The sequence below is a fragment of the Variovorax sp. 278MFTsu5.1 genome (assembly GCF_048305045.1).
Lineage (GTDB): Bacteria > Pseudomonadota > Gammaproteobacteria > Burkholderiales > Burkholderiaceae_C > Variovorax > Variovorax guangxiensis.
On sequence record NZ_CP157622.1, the window covers coordinates 5,670,826 to 5,688,306 of the forward strand.

At 68.5% G+C, this 17,481-nt stretch carries 15 protein-coding genes and 1 pseudogene; 4 read left to right on the forward strand and 12 right to left on the reverse strand.

Annotated elements, in window-relative coordinates; all coding sequences use genetic code 11:
- Positions 1-4: 4 nt before the first annotated feature.
- A complete protein-coding gene (locus tag ABL844_RS26305; protein WP_369660930.1) occupies positions 5-991 on the reverse strand; it encodes a tripartite tricarboxylate transporter substrate-binding protein in 987 nt (328 codons plus the stop codon).
- A 211-nt stretch (positions 992-1,202) separates the two neighbouring features.
- Here ABL844_RS26305 and ABL844_RS26310 point away from each other — a divergent pair, with 211 nt between their 5' ends.
- Complete coding sequence (locus ABL844_RS26310; RefSeq protein ID WP_184642236.1) at positions 1,203-1,751, forward strand: MarR family winged helix-turn-helix transcriptional regulator; 549 nt, start codon at positions 1,203-1,205, stop codon at positions 1,749-1,751.
- Positions 1,752-1,776: 25 nt separating this feature from the next.
- On the opposite strand, the gene ABL844_RS26315 is transcribed toward ABL844_RS26310, so the two are convergent.
- The gene (locus tag ABL844_RS26315) at positions 1,777-2,121 is read right to left on the reverse strand and encodes a FlxA-like family protein (RefSeq protein ID WP_418129550.1); all 345 of its coding nucleotides are present in this window, start codon (positions 2,119-2,121) and stop codon (positions 1,777-1,779) included.
- A 175-nt stretch (positions 2,122-2,296) separates the two neighbouring features.
- On the opposite strand from ABL844_RS26315, the gene ABL844_RS26320 reads away from it, so the two are divergent.
- A complete protein-coding gene (locus tag ABL844_RS26320) occupies positions 2,297-2,743 on the forward strand; it encodes a universal stress protein (RefSeq protein ID WP_126025001.1) in 447 nt (148 codons plus the stop codon).
- A gap of 41 nt (positions 2,744-2,784) precedes the next feature.
- Here ABL844_RS26320 and ABL844_RS26325 read toward each other — a convergent pair whose 3' ends face one another.
- Genes ABL844_RS26325 through ABL844_RS26345 form a run of 5 tightly spaced genes read right to left on the reverse strand, consistent with a single transcriptional unit; the run spans position 2,785 to position 9,245 of the window.
- A complete protein-coding gene (locus tag ABL844_RS26325; protein WP_126025002.1) occupies positions 2,785-3,648 on the reverse strand; it encodes an isocitrate lyase/PEP mutase family protein in 864 nt (287 codons plus the stop codon).
- A gap of 44 nt (positions 3,649-3,692) precedes the next feature.
- Complete coding sequence (prpF, locus tag ABL844_RS26330) at positions 3,693-4,886, reverse strand: 2-methylaconitate cis-trans isomerase PrpF (RefSeq protein WP_418129551.1); 1,194 nt, start codon at positions 4,884-4,886, stop codon at positions 3,693-3,695.
- A 17-nt stretch (positions 4,887-4,903) separates the two neighbouring features.
- Positions 4,904-7,504: a Fe/S-dependent 2-methylisocitrate dehydratase AcnD gene (acnD, locus tag ABL844_RS26335; RefSeq protein ID WP_418129552.1), complete on the reverse strand. Its 2,601-nt coding sequence runs from the start codon at positions 7,502-7,504 to the stop codon at positions 4,904-4,906.
- A 35-nt stretch (positions 7,505-7,539) separates the two neighbouring features.
- Positions 7,540-8,709, reverse strand: coding sequence for a bifunctional 2-methylcitrate synthase/citrate synthase (prpC, locus tag ABL844_RS26340; protein WP_418129553.1), 1,170 nt, complete (start codon positions 8,707-8,709; stop codon positions 7,540-7,542).
- A complete protein-coding gene (locus tag ABL844_RS26345; RefSeq protein WP_418129554.1) occupies positions 8,706-9,245 on the reverse strand; it encodes an acyl-CoA thioesterase in 540 nt (179 codons plus the stop codon). The genes prpC and ABL844_RS26345 overlap by 4 nt, the downstream gene beginning before the upstream one ends.
- Between ABL844_RS26345 and ABL844_RS26350 the strand changes: the two genes are divergently transcribed.
- On the forward strand, positions 9,229-10,653 hold the full coding sequence (locus ABL844_RS26350; protein WP_418129555.1) for a short-chain fatty acyl-CoA regulator family protein: 1,425 nt from the start codon (positions 9,229-9,231) through the stop codon (positions 10,651-10,653). The two genes, ABL844_RS26345 and ABL844_RS26350, sit on opposite strands and share 17 nt — an antisense overlap.
- 23 nt (positions 10,654-10,676) lie before the next feature.
- Here ABL844_RS26350 and ABL844_RS26355 read toward each other — a convergent pair whose 3' ends face one another.
- Together ABL844_RS26355 and ABL844_RS26360 are read right to left on the reverse strand one after the other, a co-directional pair.
- A complete protein-coding gene (locus ABL844_RS26355) occupies positions 10,677-12,227 on the reverse strand; it encodes an amidase (protein ID WP_418129556.1) in 1,551 nt (516 codons plus the stop codon).
- Between the two features lie 138 nt (positions 12,228-12,365).
- Positions 12,366-13,358, reverse strand: a complete 993-nt coding sequence (locus ABL844_RS26360; protein WP_418129557.1) for a Bug family tripartite tricarboxylate transporter substrate binding protein — start codon at positions 13,356-13,358, stop codon at positions 12,366-12,368.
- A gap of 168 nt (positions 13,359-13,526) precedes the next feature.
- Between ABL844_RS26360 and ABL844_RS26365 the strand changes: the two genes are divergently transcribed.
- Complete coding sequence (locus tag ABL844_RS26365) at positions 13,527-14,441, forward strand: LysR family transcriptional regulator (protein WP_418129558.1); 915 nt, start codon at positions 13,527-13,529, stop codon at positions 14,439-14,441.
- A 4-nt stretch (positions 14,442-14,445) separates the two neighbouring features.
- Here the strand turns inward: ABL844_RS26365 and ABL844_RS26370 are convergent, their stop codons facing one another.
- From ABL844_RS26370 to ABL844_RS26380, 3 genes and pseudogenes are all read right to left on the reverse strand, one after another.
- Entirely contained in the window at positions 14,446-15,687 is a 1,242-nt protein-coding gene (locus tag ABL844_RS26370; RefSeq protein ID WP_418129559.1) for a dienelactone hydrolase family protein, read from the reverse strand.
- A 46-nt stretch (positions 15,688-15,733) separates the two neighbouring features.
- Positions 15,734-16,234 (reverse strand): flavin reductase family protein, encoded by a 501-nt coding sequence (locus ABL844_RS26375; RefSeq protein WP_418131959.1) that lies wholly within the window; start codon positions 16,232-16,234, stop codon positions 15,734-15,736.
- Positions 16,229-17,467 (reverse strand): annotated as a pseudogene (locus tag ABL844_RS26380) (styrene monooxygenase/indole monooxygenase family protein); the annotation flags it as partial. The pseudogene ABL844_RS26380 and the gene ABL844_RS26375, both read right to left, overlap by 6 nt.
- Positions 17,468-17,481: the final 14 nt, after the last annotated feature.

The window sequence follows — 17,481 nt, forward strand, 5'->3', positions numbered from 1 at the left end:
AGGCTCAGGGATGGAACCCCGAGCGGCGGACCACGGGTTCCCACTGCGCGCGGTAGGCCTTCAACATCTGCGTCGTTTCCGCCGCGTTGCTGGAAACGGGCGTGATGAAGAGCGCGTCGGCCGCCTTGTGCAAGCCCGGGTCCTTCATCACGTCGCGGATCGAATTGGCCAGCAGCTGCACCTTGGCGGGCGGCATGGCCGCTGGCGCGAAAAAGGTGTTCCAGCCGTCGGCGTCGATCTTCATGCCGGCCTCGCTGAAGGTCGGGATGTTGGGCGCGAAGCTCGCGCGCTTCTTGCCCGAGGTGGCCAGGATGCGGATCTTGCCGGCCACGTGCTGCGGATAGAGCGAGTCGAGCGTGTCGATGGCAATCGGCAGGCTGCCGTTGACCAGGTCGGCCGCCAGCGGCGCCGAGCCGCCGTAACCCTTGATCTGCGGCTGCACGCTCAGCGCGTCGCCCACCATCAGGCCGAAGAAGTGCGGCAGGCTGCCGGTGGCGGGCACGCCGAAGATGGCTTCTTCAGGATGGGCCCACAGCCGGCCCACGAGGAACATCGCGCGGTCGAGCTGGAGCTTGCTGCCGACGGCCAGCGCGAAGTCGTAGCTGCTGACCTGCGAAACGGGCACGAAGTCCTTGTCGGGGTCGTAGCCCGCGTCCTTGATGACCAGCGGCGCAACCACCATCACGGCGGGGTTGCCCAGCATCAGCACGTTCTGCGTGGCGGGCGCGCGCTTCACTTCCTTGGCCGCGAGACGGCCGCCCTCACCCGGACGGTTTTCCACACTCACCTGCACGCCGAGCTTCGGCGTGAGCCGCTCGGCGATCAGCCGCGCGATGCGGTCGGTGCTGCCGCCCGGGGCATAGCCGACCACGAGGGTGAGCGGCCCACCGTCCAGCGCGGCGGGCGCCTGGGCCTGGGCCAGGGGAGCGCAGGCGGCCAGGGCGACGCCCCATGCCATGATGAGCTTGCGCCGGGAAAGGAATGCGGGCATCGGATCGGGTCTCCTGCGGAGGTGGGTACGAACGGAAGGACGGGCAGGCGCGGTTTCGCGGCGAAAATCGCGCACCAAGACTGTTTCCGGTCGTTCAAATTTGTTACTGGTTTATACGTACAGGGAAACAGTTGATCTAATCAATCAAGTGCCTGCCGAGGCGGGCGAACCACACTTCAACCGCTCGCGCCCTTCACGTTCCGTCACCTGTATGCAACAAGCTTTCCCCGATGCAGGAGCGTTGCGCGCGCCCCATTCACTGGACGACCTGCTGCTCTACCGCATGGCGCGCGCCGTGCGCGCGGGCAGCGGCATGGCGACGCGGCTGGTCGAGGGCGGCTTCGGCATCACGCGCCGCGAGTGGGGAATGATCGCCACGCTCGCCCAGGAGGGCGAGATGACCTCCTCGGCGCTGGCCACCCAGCTGCACCTGGACCGTGTGCGCACCTCGCGCGGACTGCGCAGCCTGGTCGAGAAGAAGCTGGTGCAGCGCCGGCAGAACGCCGAGGACCGGCGCGAGGTGCATGTGCGGCTGAGCGCCTCGGGCCAGCAGCTCTTCGGCAGGCTCTTTCCGCGCATCGCGGGGCTGAACACGGAACTGCTGGAAGGCGTGGCGCCCGCGGACCTGGACGCCCTCCTGCGCTGCCTGCACCACCTGGAGCAGCGCGGCGAGGAACTGCTCGCGCAGGGCGTGGTGGCGGAAAAGGCGAACCGGCGCTCGGGCGGAACACGGCACCGCTGGCCCGAGCGCGGCGGCTGACCCCCGCGGGTGATCAAGCGGGCGGTCAGGCCTGCACGTCCACCACGCTGCCGAGCGTGCCCGAGGCACCGCGGCTGGCGCGCTGCGTACCCGCTGCGCCTTCCTCCAGCGAGGCCATCGCGCTCTGCTGGACGCCGGCGTTGCGCAGCGCATTCATCTGCTGCTGCAGCATCGCGAGCTTCGCCGCGAGCGCCTCGAGCTGCATCCGGATCGCATCGCGGGCATCCTCGGGCGCGGCGAGCAGCTGGGCCTGCGTCTCGCCGATCTGTTTCTGCGTGGCGGTGATCTGCCGCTGGATCTTCGCGATCTCGGCGTTCACGTTGACCCCGCTGCCTGTTGCGCCGCCGCTCGCGCCGATGGTATTGAGCATCTCTGTCCTCCTCTGGTTGTCCGCAAGGGAAAGAAGCTATATCGGCAGCCGGCGCGAAAAATAGAGGGCCGCCTCTGATCGCGCCGCAATTGCCCGCGACCGCTTGCACCGCCGCCATGGCCGACTAGACTGGAATTCGAGGGCACCCGCGGTGCCGGGGGCCAAGGAGCCTGCCATGTACAAGCGTGTTCTCGTGGCAACCGACGGCTCTGCGCTGTCGGAGCAGGCGGTCAATGCCGCCATCGATCTGGCCCTGCTCTGCAATGCCGAACTGGTGAGCGTCACCGTCGCGCACATCGAGCCCGTCGGCTACTTCGAAGGATCGCTGATGCTGAGCCAGCGCGACATCGAGGCCGCGCAGGAGCAGTCGGACCATGCCGCGCGCCGGCTGGTCGACAAGTCGGTCGCCGCCGCCACCGCCAGGGGCGTGCGCAATCCGAGGGCAGTGGTCATGAAGTCGAACCAGGTGGCCGAGGCCATCATCGCGGCCGCGAAGAACCAGCAGTGCGACCTGATCGTGATGGCCTCCCACGGCCGGCGCAGCCTGGCGCGCCTGCTGATGGGCAGCGAGACGCTGCATGTGCTGACGCACTCTCACATCCCGGTGCTGGTGCTGCGCTAGCGGCGCCAGCCCTTGTCCTGCCTTCTCCCGCCTTCTCCTGCTCAGCTCGCGTACCGCTTCTCCAGCGCGTCGAGTTCGGGCTTGCCCACCAGCCGCTGGCGTTCCGCGAAGGGCACGACCAGCGCCGGGTCTTCGTCCACGCGCTTCGTGTCGCGCAGCACCGTCAGCGCCTTCTGCATGCCGGCGACTGCCCCCTGCAGCGCCGCGTTGGCATACAGCACGATGCCGTAGCCCAGCCCGGCGAGTTCCTCGGCGCCGAAGATCGGCGTCCTGCCACCGATCACCATGTTCATGAGCTGCGGCTTCTTCAGCCGCTGCGGCAGCGCGCGGATCTCGTCGGCCGTGGTCACGGCCTCCACGAAGAGGATGTCTGCACCCGCCTCGCTGAACTTCTGCGCGCGCTCGATGGCGGCCTCGAAGCCCAGCGTGGCGGCGGCGTCGGTGCGGGCCATGACGAGCAGATCGGGGTCGGTGCGCGCATCGACGGCAGCCTTGATCTTGTTGACGGCCTCCTCGGTGGAGATCACGTCCTTGCCCGAGAAGTGGCCGCAGCGCTTGGGTGCGACCTGGTCCTCGAACTGGATGCAGTCGGCACCCGCGCGCTCCAGCACGCGCACCGTGTGGCGCACGTTGAGCGCGTTGCCGAAGCCGGTGTCGGCATCCACGATCAGCGGCAGGCCCACCGCGTCGCGGATGCGCGCCGTGTGGTCGGCGATCTCGTGCAGGCCCATGAAGCCCTGGTCGGGCAGGCCGAACCACATGTTGGTGACGCCCGCGCCGGTGACGTAGATGGCCTCGAAGCCCAGGTCCTCGATCACGCGCGCCGACAGCGCGTTGAAGGCACCCGGCACCAGCACGCCCCGGCGCGCTTCGGCCAGGGCTCGGAGGGTCTTGCGAGTCGACATCGGTTCTTCCTTGTTGTGTTGCGTTGTCTTGTTGATTCCGGAGGTCAGAGCGTATCGCCGGGCATGCGCACCCAGCCTTCCATCAGCACGCGGGCGCTGCGGCTCATCACGGCCTTGGTCACGCGCCATTCGCCATCGACCCGGCTGGCTTGCGCGCCGACGCGCAGCGTGCCCGAGGGATGGCCGAAGCGCACCGCCGAGCGCTCGCCGCCGCCGGCCGCGAGGTTGACCAGCGTGCCCGGAATGGCCGCCGCCGTGCCGATGGCCACCGCCGCCGTGCCCATCATGGCGTGGTGCAGCTTGCCCATGGACAGCGCGCGCACCAGCAGGTCGACATCGCCCGCCGCGACCGGCTTGCCGCTGGAAGCCGTGTAGCTCGCTGGCCTCGCGACGAACGCGACCTTGGGCGTGTGCTGGCGCCCTGCCGCTTCGCCGACGTTCTTGATGAGCCCCATGCGCACCGCGCCGTGCGCGCGGATGGCTTCGAACTTCGCGAGCGCGGCGACGTCGCCGTTGATCGCGTCCTGCAACTCGGTGCCCGTGTAGCCGATGGCTTCGGCCTCCACGAAGATGGTCGGGATGCCGGCGTTGATCATCGTCGCGCGCAGCGTGCCGACGCCGGGCACCTCGAGCTCATCGACGAGGTTGCCGGTGGGGAACATCGCGCCGCCCGAGCCTTCTTCTTCCGCGGCCGGGTCCATGAATTCGAGCTGCACCTCGGCGGCCGGGAAGGTCACGCCGTCGAGCTCGAAGTCGCCGGTCTCCTGCACCGCGCCATCGGCCAACGGCACATGCGCGACGATGGTCTTTCCGATGTTGGCCTGCCAGATGCGCACCACCGCCACGCCGTCGCGCGGCACGCGGCTCGCGTCGACGAGGCCATTGGAAATCGCGAAGGGCCCGACCGCCGCCGAGAGGTTGCCGCAATTGCCGCTCCAGTCGACGAAGGGCTGGTCGATCGACACCTGGCCGAAGAGGTAGTCCACGTCGTGGCCGGGCCTGTCGCTCTTCGAAAGAATCACCGCCTTGCTGGTGCTCGAGGTGGCGGCGCCCATGCCGTCGATCTGCTTGCCGTAGGGGTCGGGGCTGCCGATGACGCGCAGCAGCAGCGCATCGCGCGCCTTGCCGGGCACCTGCGCGGCCCTGGGCAGGTCCTGCAGGCGGAAGAACACGCCCTTGCTGGTGCCGCCGCGCATGTAGGTGGCGGGAATCCTGATCTGTGGTGCGAAGGAAGCCATGGGCTGCGATTCTCGGTTCATGCGGCCACGGGCGCGGCCGAGGCAAGGAAGTCCTGTGCGAAGCGCTGCAGCACGCCGCCCGCTTCGTAGATCGAAACTTCCTCGGCGGTGTCGAGGCGGCAGGTCATCGGCACTTCGAGCCGTTCACCGTTGCGGCGGCGGACCACCAGCGTGAGGTCGGCGCGCGGCTCGCGCGCGCCGGTCACGTCGTAGGTCTCGGTGCCGTCCAGGCCCAGCGTGAGGCGACTGGTGCCGGGCTTGAATTCGAGCGGCAGCACGCCCATGCCGATCAGGTTGGTGCGGTGGATGCGCTCGAAGCCCTCGGCCGCGATGGCCTCCACGCCCGCGAGGCGCACGCCCTTGGCGGCCCAGTCGCGCGAGGAGCCCTGGCCGTAGTCGGCGCCCGCCACGATGATCAGCGGCTGCCCGCGCAGCATGTAGGTTTCGATGGCCTCCCACATGCGCATGACCTGCCCTTCAGGCTCCACGCGCGCCAGCGAACCGACGCGCACGCTGCCGTCTTCCTTGCGCACCATCTCGTTCCTGAGCGTCGGGTTGGCGAAGGTGGCGCGCTGCGCCGTGAGGTGGTCGCCGCGATGGGTGGCGTAGGAATTGAAGTCCTCCTCGGGCAGGCCCATTTTGTGGAGGTACTCGCCGGCGGCGCTGTCCATCAGGATCGCGTTGGAGGGCGAGAGGTGGTCGGTGGTGATGTTGTCCGGCAGGATCGCCAGCGGCCGCATGCCCCTGAGCGTGCGCTCGCCGGCCAGCGCGCCTTCCCAGTAGGGTGGGCGGCGGATGTAGGTGGAGGCGGGGCGCCAGTCGTACAGCGGCGCCACCTTGTCGCCCGCATCGGGCCGGATCGCGAACATCGGCTCGTACACCTCGCGGAAGTGCGCGGGCTTCACGCTGGACTTCACGATGGCGTCGATCTCCGCGTCGTCGGGCCAGATGTCCTTCAGCCGCACTTCCCTGCCCTCGACCACGGCGAGCACGTCGCGCTCGATGTCGAAGCGCACGGTGCCGGCGATGGCGTAGGCCACCACCAGCGGCGGCGAGGCAAGGAAGGCCTGCCGTGCATACGGATGGATGCGACCGTCGAAGTTGCGGTTGCCCGAGAGCACCGCCGTCGCGTAGAGGTCGCGTTCGACGATCTCCTGCTGTATCGCCGGATCGAGCGCGCCCGACATGCCGTTGCACGAGGTGCAGGCATAGGCCACCACGCCGAAGCCGAGCTTTTCGAGCTCGCCCATCAGGCCTGCTTCCTGCAGGTACAGCGTCACGGCCTTGGAGCCCGGCGCCAACGAAGACTTGACCCAGGGCTTGCGCACGAGCCCCAGTCGGTTGGCATTGCGCGCAAGCAGGCCGGCGGCGATCACGTTGCGCGGGTTGCTGGTGTTGGTGCAGCTGGTGATGGCCGCGATGATCACGGCGCCATCGGGCATGCGGCCCGGCTCGTCGCGCCACGGCGCCGCGATGCCGCGCGCCGCGAGATCGGCGGTGGCCACGCGCGCATGCGGATTCGACGGGCCCGCCATGTTGCGTACCACCGTCGAGAGGTCGAAGTGCAGCACGCGCTCGTACACCGCGTCCTTCAGCGCATCGGCCCACAGGCCGGTGTGCTTCGCATAGGTTTCCACCAGCCGCACCTGCTCGTCGCTGCGGCCGGTCAGGCGCAGGTAGTCGATGGTCTGCTGGTCGATCGCGAACATCGCGGCAGTGGCGCCGTACTCGGGTGCCATGTTGGAAATGGTCGCGCGGTCGCCCAGCGTGAGGCTCGCGGCACCCTCGCCATGGAACTCCAGGTAGGCGCCCACCACCTTCGACTGGCGCAGGAACTCGGTGAGCGCCAGCACCACGTCGGTGGCGGTGATGCCCGGCCGCGGCCGGCCCGAGAGCTTCACGCCGACGATGACGGGCAGGCGCATCCACGAGGCCCGGCCCAGCATCACGTTCTCGGCCTCCAGCCCACCCACGCCGATGGCCACGACGCCCAGCGCGTCGACGTGCGGCGTGTGGCTGTCTGTGCCGACCAGCGTGTCGGGGTAGGCCACGCCGTCCTGCGCGTGCACCACGGGTGACATCCGCTCCAGGTTGATCTGATGCATGATCCCGTTGCCCGGCGGTATCACCTCCACGTTCCTGAAGGCCCGCTTCGTCCAGTCGATGAAGTGGAAGCGGTCTTCGTTGCGCCGGTCCTCGATGGCGCGGTTCTTCTCGAAGGCATCGGGGTCGAAGCCGCCGCACTCCACCGCCAGCGAATGGTCGACGATGAGCTGCACCGGCACCACCGGGTTCACCTGCGCCGGGTCGCCGCCCTGCTCGGCAATGGCGTCGCGCAGGCCGGCCAGGTCGACCAGCGCGGTCTGGCCCAGGATGTCGTGGCACACCACGCGCGCCGGAAACCACGGAAAGTCGTGGTCGCGCTTGCCTTCGACGATCTGCCGCAGGCTCTGTTCGAGGATGGCCGGATCGCAGCGGCGCACAAGATTCTCGGCGTACACGCGCGAGGTATAGGGTAGCGTGGCCCATGCGCCTGGACGCAGGGCCTCGACGGCCTCGCGCGCGTCGAAATGGTCCAGCGAAGTGCCGGGAAGGTTCTTGCGGTACTGGGTGTTCATGGGGCGGCGCTCGGGCCTCTTGCCTTCTTGTCTTTTTACTTCCGATCCTGGATCGGCGCGAACTCCAGGTCTTCCGGCCCGGTGTAGTTGGCGCTGGGCCGGATGATCTTGTTGTCGACGCGCTGCTCGATGATGTGCGCCGCCCAGCCCGAGGTGCGCGCGATGACGAAGAGCGGCGTGAACATGGCCGTGGGCACGCCCATCATGTGATAGCTCACGGCGCTGAACCAGTCGAGGTTGGGAAACATCTTCTTGACTTCCCACATCACGCCTTCGAGCCGCTCGGCGATGTCGAACATCTTGGTCGAGCCCGCCTCCTGCGACAGCGACCTCGCCACGCCCTTGATGACCACGTTGCGCGGATCGCTCACCGTGTAGACCGGGTGGCCGAAGCCGATTACCACCTCCTTGGCCTCCACCCGGCGGCGGATGTCGGCCTCGGCTTCGCCGGGCGAGTCGTAGCGCTTCTGGATCTCGAAGGCCACCTCGTTGGCTCCGCCGTGCTTGGGCCCGCGCAGCGCGCCGATGGCGCCGGTGATGGCCGAGTACACGTCGGAGCCGGTGCCCGCCACCACGCGCGCAGTGAAGGTCGACGCGTTGAACTCGTGCTCGGCGTACAGATTGAGCGAGGTGTGCATCGCGCGCACCCAGGCCTCGGAGGGCTTGCGGCCATGCAGCAGGTGGAGGAAGTGGCCGCCGATGGAGTCGTCGTCGGTTTCCACGTCGATGCGCTTGCCCTGCGTGGACCAGTGGTACCAGTACAGCAGCATCGAGCCCAGCGATGCCATCAGCCGGTCGGCGATGTCGCGCGCGCCCGGCAGGTTGTGGTCTTCCTTCTCGGGAAGCATGCAGCCCAGCGACGAGACGCCGGTGCGCATAACGTCCATCGGGTGCGCGCCGGCAGGCAGTTGCTCCAGCGCCTCCTTCAGGCTCGCGGGCAGGCCGCGCATCGACCTGAGCTTCGCCTTATAGGCGCGCAACTCCGCCGCCGTGGGCAGCTTGCCGTGCACCAGCAGGTGCGCGATTTCCTCGAACTCGCAGACCTCGGCGATGTCGAGGATGTCGTAGCCGCGGTAGTGCAGGTCGTTGCCGGTGCGCCCGACGGTGCACAGCGCAGTGTTGCCGGCCGTCACGCCGGACAGGGCCACGGACTTCTTCGGCTTGAAGCCGGTGAGGGCTTCGGCAGGGGAGGCGATGTCGTTCATGCTGCTTCCTTTTCTGGATTCGGTTGTGCGCTGGGGATGCGCCTGGGCCGCCCGCTCTTGTCGACGGCGACCATCTCGAAGAAGGAGCGCAGCGCCTCGCGCGGCGCCTGCCCCAGTTGCTCGAAGCTGCCGGTGACGCTGACGGTGAGCGAGCTGCGTCCCCGCCGGCTGATCCATGCGCGCAGCCGCAGCACGCTGCCGACCGGCACGGGCGCGAGGAACTGCGCGTCGCCGCAACCGGCCATGACCACGTCGGCCTGCGCGAAGTCGCGCGCCGCCAGGAAGGCCGCCTTGGACATCAGCATCAGGGCGTTGCCGCCGAACAGCGTGCCGTAGTGGTTCGCATGCTCCGGAAACACGATTTCCGTGAGTTCGAGCGCCGTGTTCCGGTTTGTCATGATTCGCAATTTACGCAAATGCGTACCCATAATGAAGGACTGAATTTGCCAATCATTGCGAATAGAAAACGCCTGATTTGCAAATATTGCGAACACTACAGATGCAGCAAGGAGCCGCACGATGAGCAAGACCTTCATGGGCGTGCGCCTGCGCAAGCTGCGCGCCGAGCGCGGCATGACGCAGGTGGCGCTGGCGCAGGCGCTGGGCCTGTCGCCCAGCTACCTGAACCAGCTTGAGCAGAACCAGCGACCGCTCACCGTGGCCGTGCTGCTCAGGATCAGCCGCACGCTCGGCGTCGACGTGCAGCAGTTCTCGGAAGACGAGGAAGCCCGCCTGGTCTCTGGCATGCGCGACGCTCTGGCTGACAACCCCGGCGGTGAAGCCGTCGCCCTGCCCGAGCTGCGCGAGGTGGCCTCGCAGATGCCGGCCGTTGCGCGCGCGCTGCTCGCGCTGCACCGCCGCCACCAGGAAGCGATGGAACGGCTGGAGATCATGGCCACCGAGCTCGGCGACGGGCGCGGCGAACTCACGAACGCGCGGCCCATGCCCTTCGAGGCGGTGCGCGACTTCTTCTTCGCCCACCAGAACCATTTCGAAGAGTTCGACCTGCAGGCGGAAAGGCTCGCCGACGAAGCGCGCGCCCGCGGTGGTCCGCTGTCGGAATGGCTGCAGCAGCGCCTTTCGAAGCAGCACGGCGTGCACGTGGTGCCCACCGACGACGACGCCATCGACAGCCAGCGCCGCTACGACCCCGTCAACCGCGTGCTGCACCTGTCGGCCGGCCTGGAGCCCGGCCAGCAGGCCTTCCAGCTCGCGACCCAGCTGGCGCTGCTGGAGCAGGCACGGCTCATCGAATTGCTGCTGCAGGGCGCCGACTTCAACGACGACGCGCCCACGCATGCGCTGGCCCGCATCGGCCTGGCGAACTATTTCGCCAGCGCCATGCTGCTGCCCTATGGCCTGTTCCTGAGGACGGCGGAAGCCCTGCGCTACGACATCGACCTGCTGGCGCGCCGCTTCGGCGTGGGCTTCGAGACGGTCTGCCACCGCCTGAGCTCGATGCAGCGGCCCGGCGCGCCGGGCGTGCCCTTCTTCTTCATCCGCGTGGACCGCGCGGGCAACATCTCGAAGCGGCAGTCGGCCACGCACTTCCACTTCTCCAAGACCGGCGGCACCTGCCCGCTGTGGAACGTGTACGAAGCCTTCGCGCAGCCCGGGCGGGTGCTGCGGCAACTCGCGCGCATGCCCGACGGGCGCACCTACCTGTGGGTGGCGCGCACCGTGTCGCACGGGCAGCGCGGCTTCGGCTCACCGAGCAAGACCTTCGCGATCGGCCTGGGCTGCGACATCCGGCATGCGCCGAGGCTGGTCTATTCCAAGGGCCTCGACCTGAGCGATCAGGAAGCCCCTACGCCGATCGGCATGGGTTGCAAGGTGTGCGAGCGCACAGCCTGCCCGCAGCGGGCGTTCCCGTTCATCGGGCGGGCGCTGGACGTGAACGAGAACGAAAGCCGGTTCACGCCCTACGCGGTAGCGGATTCCTAGACGGCCGACATGGCGGCCGGGGCCTAGACCGCCGATACGGCGGCTGATGCCGCAGCGCGGCCGTCGCCGTAGACCGGCGGCGCCTTGACGATCGAAGTCAGCGCCGGCTCGGCCGCGCGCAAAGCGGTGAGATCGGGACGCGGCCTGCGCAGCTGCGCGCTGGACGAGAACGCCGCCTCCATCGCATGCGCCGCGCCCAGCACCTGGTGGTCGGCCCTGAAGCCGCCCACCACCTGCAGCCCGAAGGGCATGCCCGCATGGTCGAGGCCGCAGGGCAGCGTGATCGCGGGGTGCGTGGTCAGCGTGACCACGTAGGTCAGCGCCAGCCAGCGGTAGTAGTTGGCCTGCGGCTCGCCGTTGATGGCGGCGGCGTACAGCTGCGTCCACGGGAAGGGCGAGACCGGCGTGGTCGGCGACAGCACGAGGTCGTAGTCGGCGAAGGTGGCCTGGAAGCGCTTCAGCAGCCGGGTCTGCTCGGCCTGCGCCCAGGCACTGTCGAGCAGGCTCATCTTCGCGCCCATCTCGTAGTTGGCGCGCGGGTTGGGGCCGAGGCTGTCGGGGTCGCGCTCGTAGGCCGCCTGCATGCCGGCCACGAAGGCCTCGGCGCGCAGCACGTCGAAGCAGCGGTGCGCCTCGCCCATGTCGAACTCGACCCTGTCGCAGCGGCCGAACAGGTGCCGCATCGCTTCGATCTTGCGGCCGAAGGTGGCGCGGATGCCGTCGTCCACGGCGCAAGTGCCGAAGTCTTCGGTCCATGCCACGCGCAGCCGGCCCAGGTCGACCGGCGGCGGCGTGAGGAACGACATCGGGTCCAGCGGATAGCTCAGCGGATCGCCCGCGCACATGCCGGCCGATGCCGCCAGCTGCAGGCAGGCTTCTTCCACGGTGCGGCCCATGGGGCCGACGACCGAGATCGGCGTCCAGCCCAGCGGCTTGCGCACGCTGGGCACCACGCCGGGCGATGGTCTGAAGCCAACCACGCCGCACTTGGCAGCCGGAATGCGCAGCGAGCCCCCGGTGTCGGAGCCGGTGCACACCGGCAGCATGTCGCAGGCCAGCGCGGCCGCCGAGCCGCCCGAGGAGCCGCCCGCATTGAGGTTCGGGTTGAACGGGTTGCCCGTGGCGCCCCACACGTCGTTGCGCGAGTTGGCGCCCGCGCCCATCTCGGGCACGTTGGTCTTGCCCGCGACGACGGCGCCCGCGCGGCGCAGTCGCGCCACCAGCTCGATGTCTTCCGTCGGCACGTGGTCGCGGTAGATCGGCGAGCCCCAGGTGGTGAGCAGGCCCTCGGTGGGCTCCAGGTCCTTCACGCCCATCGGCAGGCCGTGCAGCAGGCCCAGCCTGTCGCCGCGCATCACCGCGCCTTCGGCCGCCTTCGCTTCAGCGCGCGCGCGCTCGAAGCAGGTGGCTGTGACTGCATTGACGAAAGGGTTCACGCGCTCGATGCGCGCGATGCATGCCTCCAGCAGCTCGACGGGCGAGACCTGCTTGCTGCCGATGAGGCGGCGCAGCTCGACGGCGGATTTTTCGACGAGTTCGCTGGCGGAATCGTGGGTTGTTTTGGCGGGGGTCATCGATGTCTCTTGTTCTGGGCATGGCGCTGCGCATTCGCGGGACACCACGGAACCGGCTTTGCCGGGCCGTCGGTGTCGCCCCCGGCGAGGGGGTTGGCGCAGCGACACGAAGTGCGCGAAGCCCGGGGGAGAGCCAATTCAATCGGCGGTGATGTTGGCTCGCGCGGCAACGGCTCGCATGATCGGCAGTTCGCGGTTGATCAGCTCGACGCTTGCCGCCGCGCTGCTGTAGCTCGGCTCCAGCCCCGCGGCCAGCAGCTTGCTCCTGGTTTCCGGATCGGCGATGGTCGCGGCCAGGGCCTTCTCCAGCTTCGCCTTCACGTCGGCGGGCACCCCTTTGGGGGCCGCGAGCATGAGCCAGGAATCCATCTCGACATCGGGATAGCCGCTCTCGGCAAAGGTGGGCACGTCGGGCAGCAGCGCCGAGCGCTTCGCGGTGGTCAGCGCAATCGCCTTGATCTTTCCGCTCTTGAGCTGCGGAACGGCCGCGCTCACGGTGTCGATGCTGAACGGGATCTGCCCGCCCATCAGGTCGGTCATGGCCGGGGCGCTGCCCTTGTAGGGTATGTGCGTCATCTTCAGGCCAGTGGCGTGCAGCACGGTTTCGCCCGCGAACTGCGCGGTGGTGCCGGTGCCGAAGGAGCCGTACGAGTATTTGCCCGGCGCGGCTTTCACGTAGTCGACGAACTGCTTCACCGTCTGCACCGGCACTTCGCTGTTCGCCAGAAGGATCAGCGCGACGCGCCCGGCGATGCCGATGGGCTCGAAGCTCTTCACCGGGTCGTAGGGCAGGTTGCTGCGGATCGCGGGGTTGACGGTGAAGGTGGAGCCCGAGCTCAGCAGCAGCGTGTAGCCGTCGGGCGCGGACTTGGCCACGTAGCTCGCGCCGACCACCGTGCCGGCGCCGCCGCGGTTCTCGATCACCACCGGCTGGCCCAGTTCCTTGCCCAGGCGCTGCGCGATCACGCGGCCGTTGACGTCGGTGGCTCCGCCGGGCGGGAAAGGAATCACCAGCGTGACCGGCCGTGCGGGAAACCCCGTCTCGGCGGCGAGCGACGCCAGCGGTACGGCGCCAAGTCCGAGGCTGCAGCAAAGCAATGCGATGCGCGCCACGAGCGGGAGACGGTTCATCGGGACTCCTGGAATATCGACTGGAAGACGAGGTTCAGCGGGGTTCAGGGTGCAGACGGGCCGATCCTAGGAGCGTCATGACGGTGTCACAAGCGCAATGTTTAGAATTCTGCGTTGCCGAATCGGCAATCGACAGCATTCATCCAGACCACGTGCAGGAGCAAATCCATGGCGCCTCGTGCCTTGCAGGAAACCGCGGTGCGCTACTTTCTCGAGGTCGTGAAGACCGGCTCGGTGAAGGAAGCCGCGGTCAAGCTCAACGTCGCGCCCTCGGCCGTGAGCCGGCAGGTGGCGCGGCTCGAACGCGAGCTCGACACACTGCTCTTCGAGCGCCATGCGCGCGGCATGGTGCCCAATGCCGCGGGCGAGCTGCTGGCGGCGCACGCCAAGCGCGCGCAGCAGGACATCGAGCGCGTCGCCAACGAGATCGCCGGCCTGCGCGGACTGCGCAGCGGCCATGTGCGCGTGGCGAGCACCGAGGGCTTCGCCTTCGACTTCATTCCCCGGCTGATCGCGCAGTTCCGCCTCAAGCACGCGGGCATCCGCTTTCACCTGGAAGTCTGCGCGCCCGCCGACATCTCGCGGCTGGTGCGCGACGGCGAGGCCGACGTGGGTATCACCCTCAGCGCCCTGCCCGAGCCAGGCATCGAGGTCGAGCTGCGGCACCCGAGCCCCATCCTTGCGGTGATGGCGATGGACCATCCGCTCGCGCAGCAGCGGCAGCTGTCGCTTCGCCAGGTGGTGGCCTATCCGCTGGGGCTGCCGCAGGAAGACAGCTCCATTCGCCGGCTGCTCGATGCCAGCTGCTCGCGGCAGGAGTTGCGCTACGAGCTGGCCATGTCCAGCAACCATGCGAACTCGCTGCTGAGCTTCGCGGCCGCGGGGGGCGGCAGCATCGCCTTCTACGGGCCGCTGTCGATCCGCACGCTGCTGCAGAGCAAGGCGCTGGTCGCTATTCCGCTGAAGGACCGAGAGATGCACGAGCGGCATCTCGCCATCGAGACCATGGCGGGCCGCTCGCTGCCCGATGCGGCGAAGGCCTTCGTGCGCTTCCTGGTGGATGCGGTGAAGGCCTCGGGCTGAGCGCTCAGCGCTCCATCAGCGTATTCGACGGCAGCGTCTCGTCGAGCAGCTTGCGCGCCGTCTCGATGCCGGCCACCGGCAGCAGCTTCGGGTCGAGCAAGCCCACCTGCACCAGCACGCTGGCCTGGTCCCAGTAGATGTGCTCGTGATAGAGCTTGTCGCCGCGGAACTTGATGACCGCGAGCAGCGGGATCTCCACGCGCTTGCCGGTGGGCGCCACGCCCGGCAGCATCCACGGGATCTCGGTGGTGTGGGTGAAGCAGAACAGCATCTCGTCGACCACCTGCGTGGCGCCGATGGTGCGCGAGATCGGCACCAGCGAGGTGTCGGGCGGGTTGCTGTTGACGAAGTGGTTCGAATAGAAGGCGTGCAGGTTCCTGTAGCCCACGCCGCCGGTCATGGTCGGGATGTGGTTGACGTAGGGCTCGGCCACCATGGTGCTCATGGTGTCGTCGACGTTGCGCGTGCCGAACTCGTACTCGCAGTGCTTGTCCCACAACGCCGAGAGGTCGTAGTGCGGTCCGATGGCGTCCTTCAGCGTGGCGATGCTGCGCTCGTGCGCCATCAGCGCCGAAGGCTTGTGGTAGTGCTCGCCGCCCAGGCGAGCGAAGGCGTGGTCCATGCCCGGGTACACGTGCAGCGAGACGCCGGGGCGGCCCTTGAGCGCCGCGACGATGCGGTCGCGCGCCTCGGGCGGGCAGAACTTGTCGAGCTCTGCGATGTGCAACGTGAGCGGACGCTTGATCTTGTCGGCCTCGTCGAGGGCGGCATCGATGCCCACGCCGTAGTAGCTGACGGCCACGTCCGCGTCGGTGCGGCAGGCCGCGAGGTAGGCCAGCTTGCCGCCGAGGCAGAAGCCGAGCACGCCGACCTTGGCACCCTGCACTTCGGGGCGCTGGCGCAGGGCGGTGATGGCGGCCTGCATGTCCTCCATGCCCTTGGCCTCGTCGAAGCCCTGGTAGAAGCCGAAGGCACGCTGCCAGTCTTCGGGCGAATAGCCCAGCTCCACGTCGGGCTGCTGGCGCCAGAACAGGTCGGGCACGAGCACCACGTAGCCTTCCTCGGCGTAGTAGTCGGCCACCTCGCGCATCGTGGAGTTCACGCCGAAGATTTCCTGCGCGATGACCAGGCCAGGGCCGGTACCCGAGGCCGGCAGTGCGAGGTAGCCGCTGAAACTGCCGCTCGCGTCGGTGGCCTCGATGCGGATGCGTTGTGGTGCCGCTGCTTGAGGTGCTTTCTGCTGCATGTGTTTTGCTCCGTTCATGGGGTGGTGGTTGATGCGGGCCGCGCGCTCATTGCATGCATTCCGGATGTCTTGTGGTCACCTGGTAGTAGCCCGAATGAAAGACCAGCGGCTCGCCGTCGAAGCAGTCGTAGCGCTCGACCTCGCCGATGAAGATGAGGTGGTCGCCGCCATCGTACTGCCTGACGTTGCGGCACACGAATCGCGCGATCACGCCGTTGAGCAGCGGCACGCCGGACGTGCCCTCGCAGCACTCCACGCCGCCGAACTTGTCCGCCTGCGGCGTCGAGAACTGCCGCGACAGGTGATGCTGGTTCGCCGCCAGCACGTTGATCGCGAAATGGCTCGCGCCGGTGAAGTCGGCCAGGCTCGGCGCCTGCCGCGCGAGGCTCCAGAGCACCAGCGGCGGATCGAGCGAGACCGAGGAGAACGAATTGGCGGTCATGCCCACTCGGCGGCCGTCCATCGCGCGGGTGGTGATGACCGTCACGCCGGTGCTGAACTGCCCCAGCGCCTTGCGGAAGTCGCGCCGGTCGAAGCGGTCCACCACGGCCTCGCGCGCCCGATCTTCGAGAAAGCGATCCGCCTCGGCGGCATCGAACCACCAGGGCGCGAAGGCGCGCGGATCGTCGAAGCCGTTGACCACGATGCTCGCTACCGCGGGCATGCTGGCGGCGCTCTGCAGCAGCTTCTGCAGATGAGCTTTGGGCGGCGCGAGCAGGCTGTTGGTCCAGCCGGTGGCCCAGCGGGCATAGCCTTCCCAGTAGCGGTCGAAGGTCTGCTGCATCCATGCGGCGTCGAAGGGCGCGTCACCGTGTTCGAGGATGCGCTTGAGGTAGATGTCGGCGCACTTGGCCGCGTTGTTGGAGCCCTGACCGGTGATCGGGTCGTTGAGCACCACCGCGTCGGCCAGGCCCAGGACCTTGCGGCCCGACGGCAGCCGCGCCACCGGCTTGCGCACCGTGGGCGTGAAGCGGCCCGAGAGGATGCCGTTGTCGTCGGTCAGCTCGATGTCGCGGCAACGCTCGGCCTCCCAGGGCAGGAAGGTTTCCAGGATCCACTTGCTGCGGGCAAGGTGCTGCTGCGGTGTCTTCACGTCGGCCCAGCAGTCCATCGGGCCGCCCGGCACGCCTTCGAACACCATGATCTCGCACGGCCCCGTGGTCGTCAGCGCCGGAAACACGAAGTACTCGCCGACGCCGGGAATCAGGTTGAAGCACACCGCCGAGTGCGACGCGCGCGGCTTCATGCCCTTCACGTAGGTCAGCGCCAATGCGCGCTGCGGCTGCTCGTACGGGGAGCGCTCGTCGTCGCGCTCGAAGAGCCTGGAGATCTCGCCCTTGCCGCTCGCGACGACCACGAGGTCGTTCATCCGCGCGCAGGTCTCCAGGTCGTCGATGCCCATGTCCTGCAGCACCAGCCGACCGCCGCGCCTCTCGAACTCGGCCATCCACGCGGGAATCTTGAGCCGCTGGTCGACCGACTGCGCGGGGCCGTCGAGCTTCGCGCTCCATTCGATGGCCTTGCCGCCCTCCGGATTGCGCACCGCGATGCCGATGCCCTCCACCGACGGACACTCGTCCGCCCACCAGTCCAGTCCCAACTCGCGCTCGGTCTGCAGCGCGGTCTCGAACATGCACTGGCTGGACATCACCGGCCCTTCGCCGATCTCCTGCGCGCTGCGGTTGGAGAAGACCGTCACCTCGAGCCCCGAGCGCTGCAGACCCAGGGCGAGCTGCATGCCGGACTGGCCGGCGCCGACGATGGCCACGCGTCGCTTCATGATGGGCTTCGCTC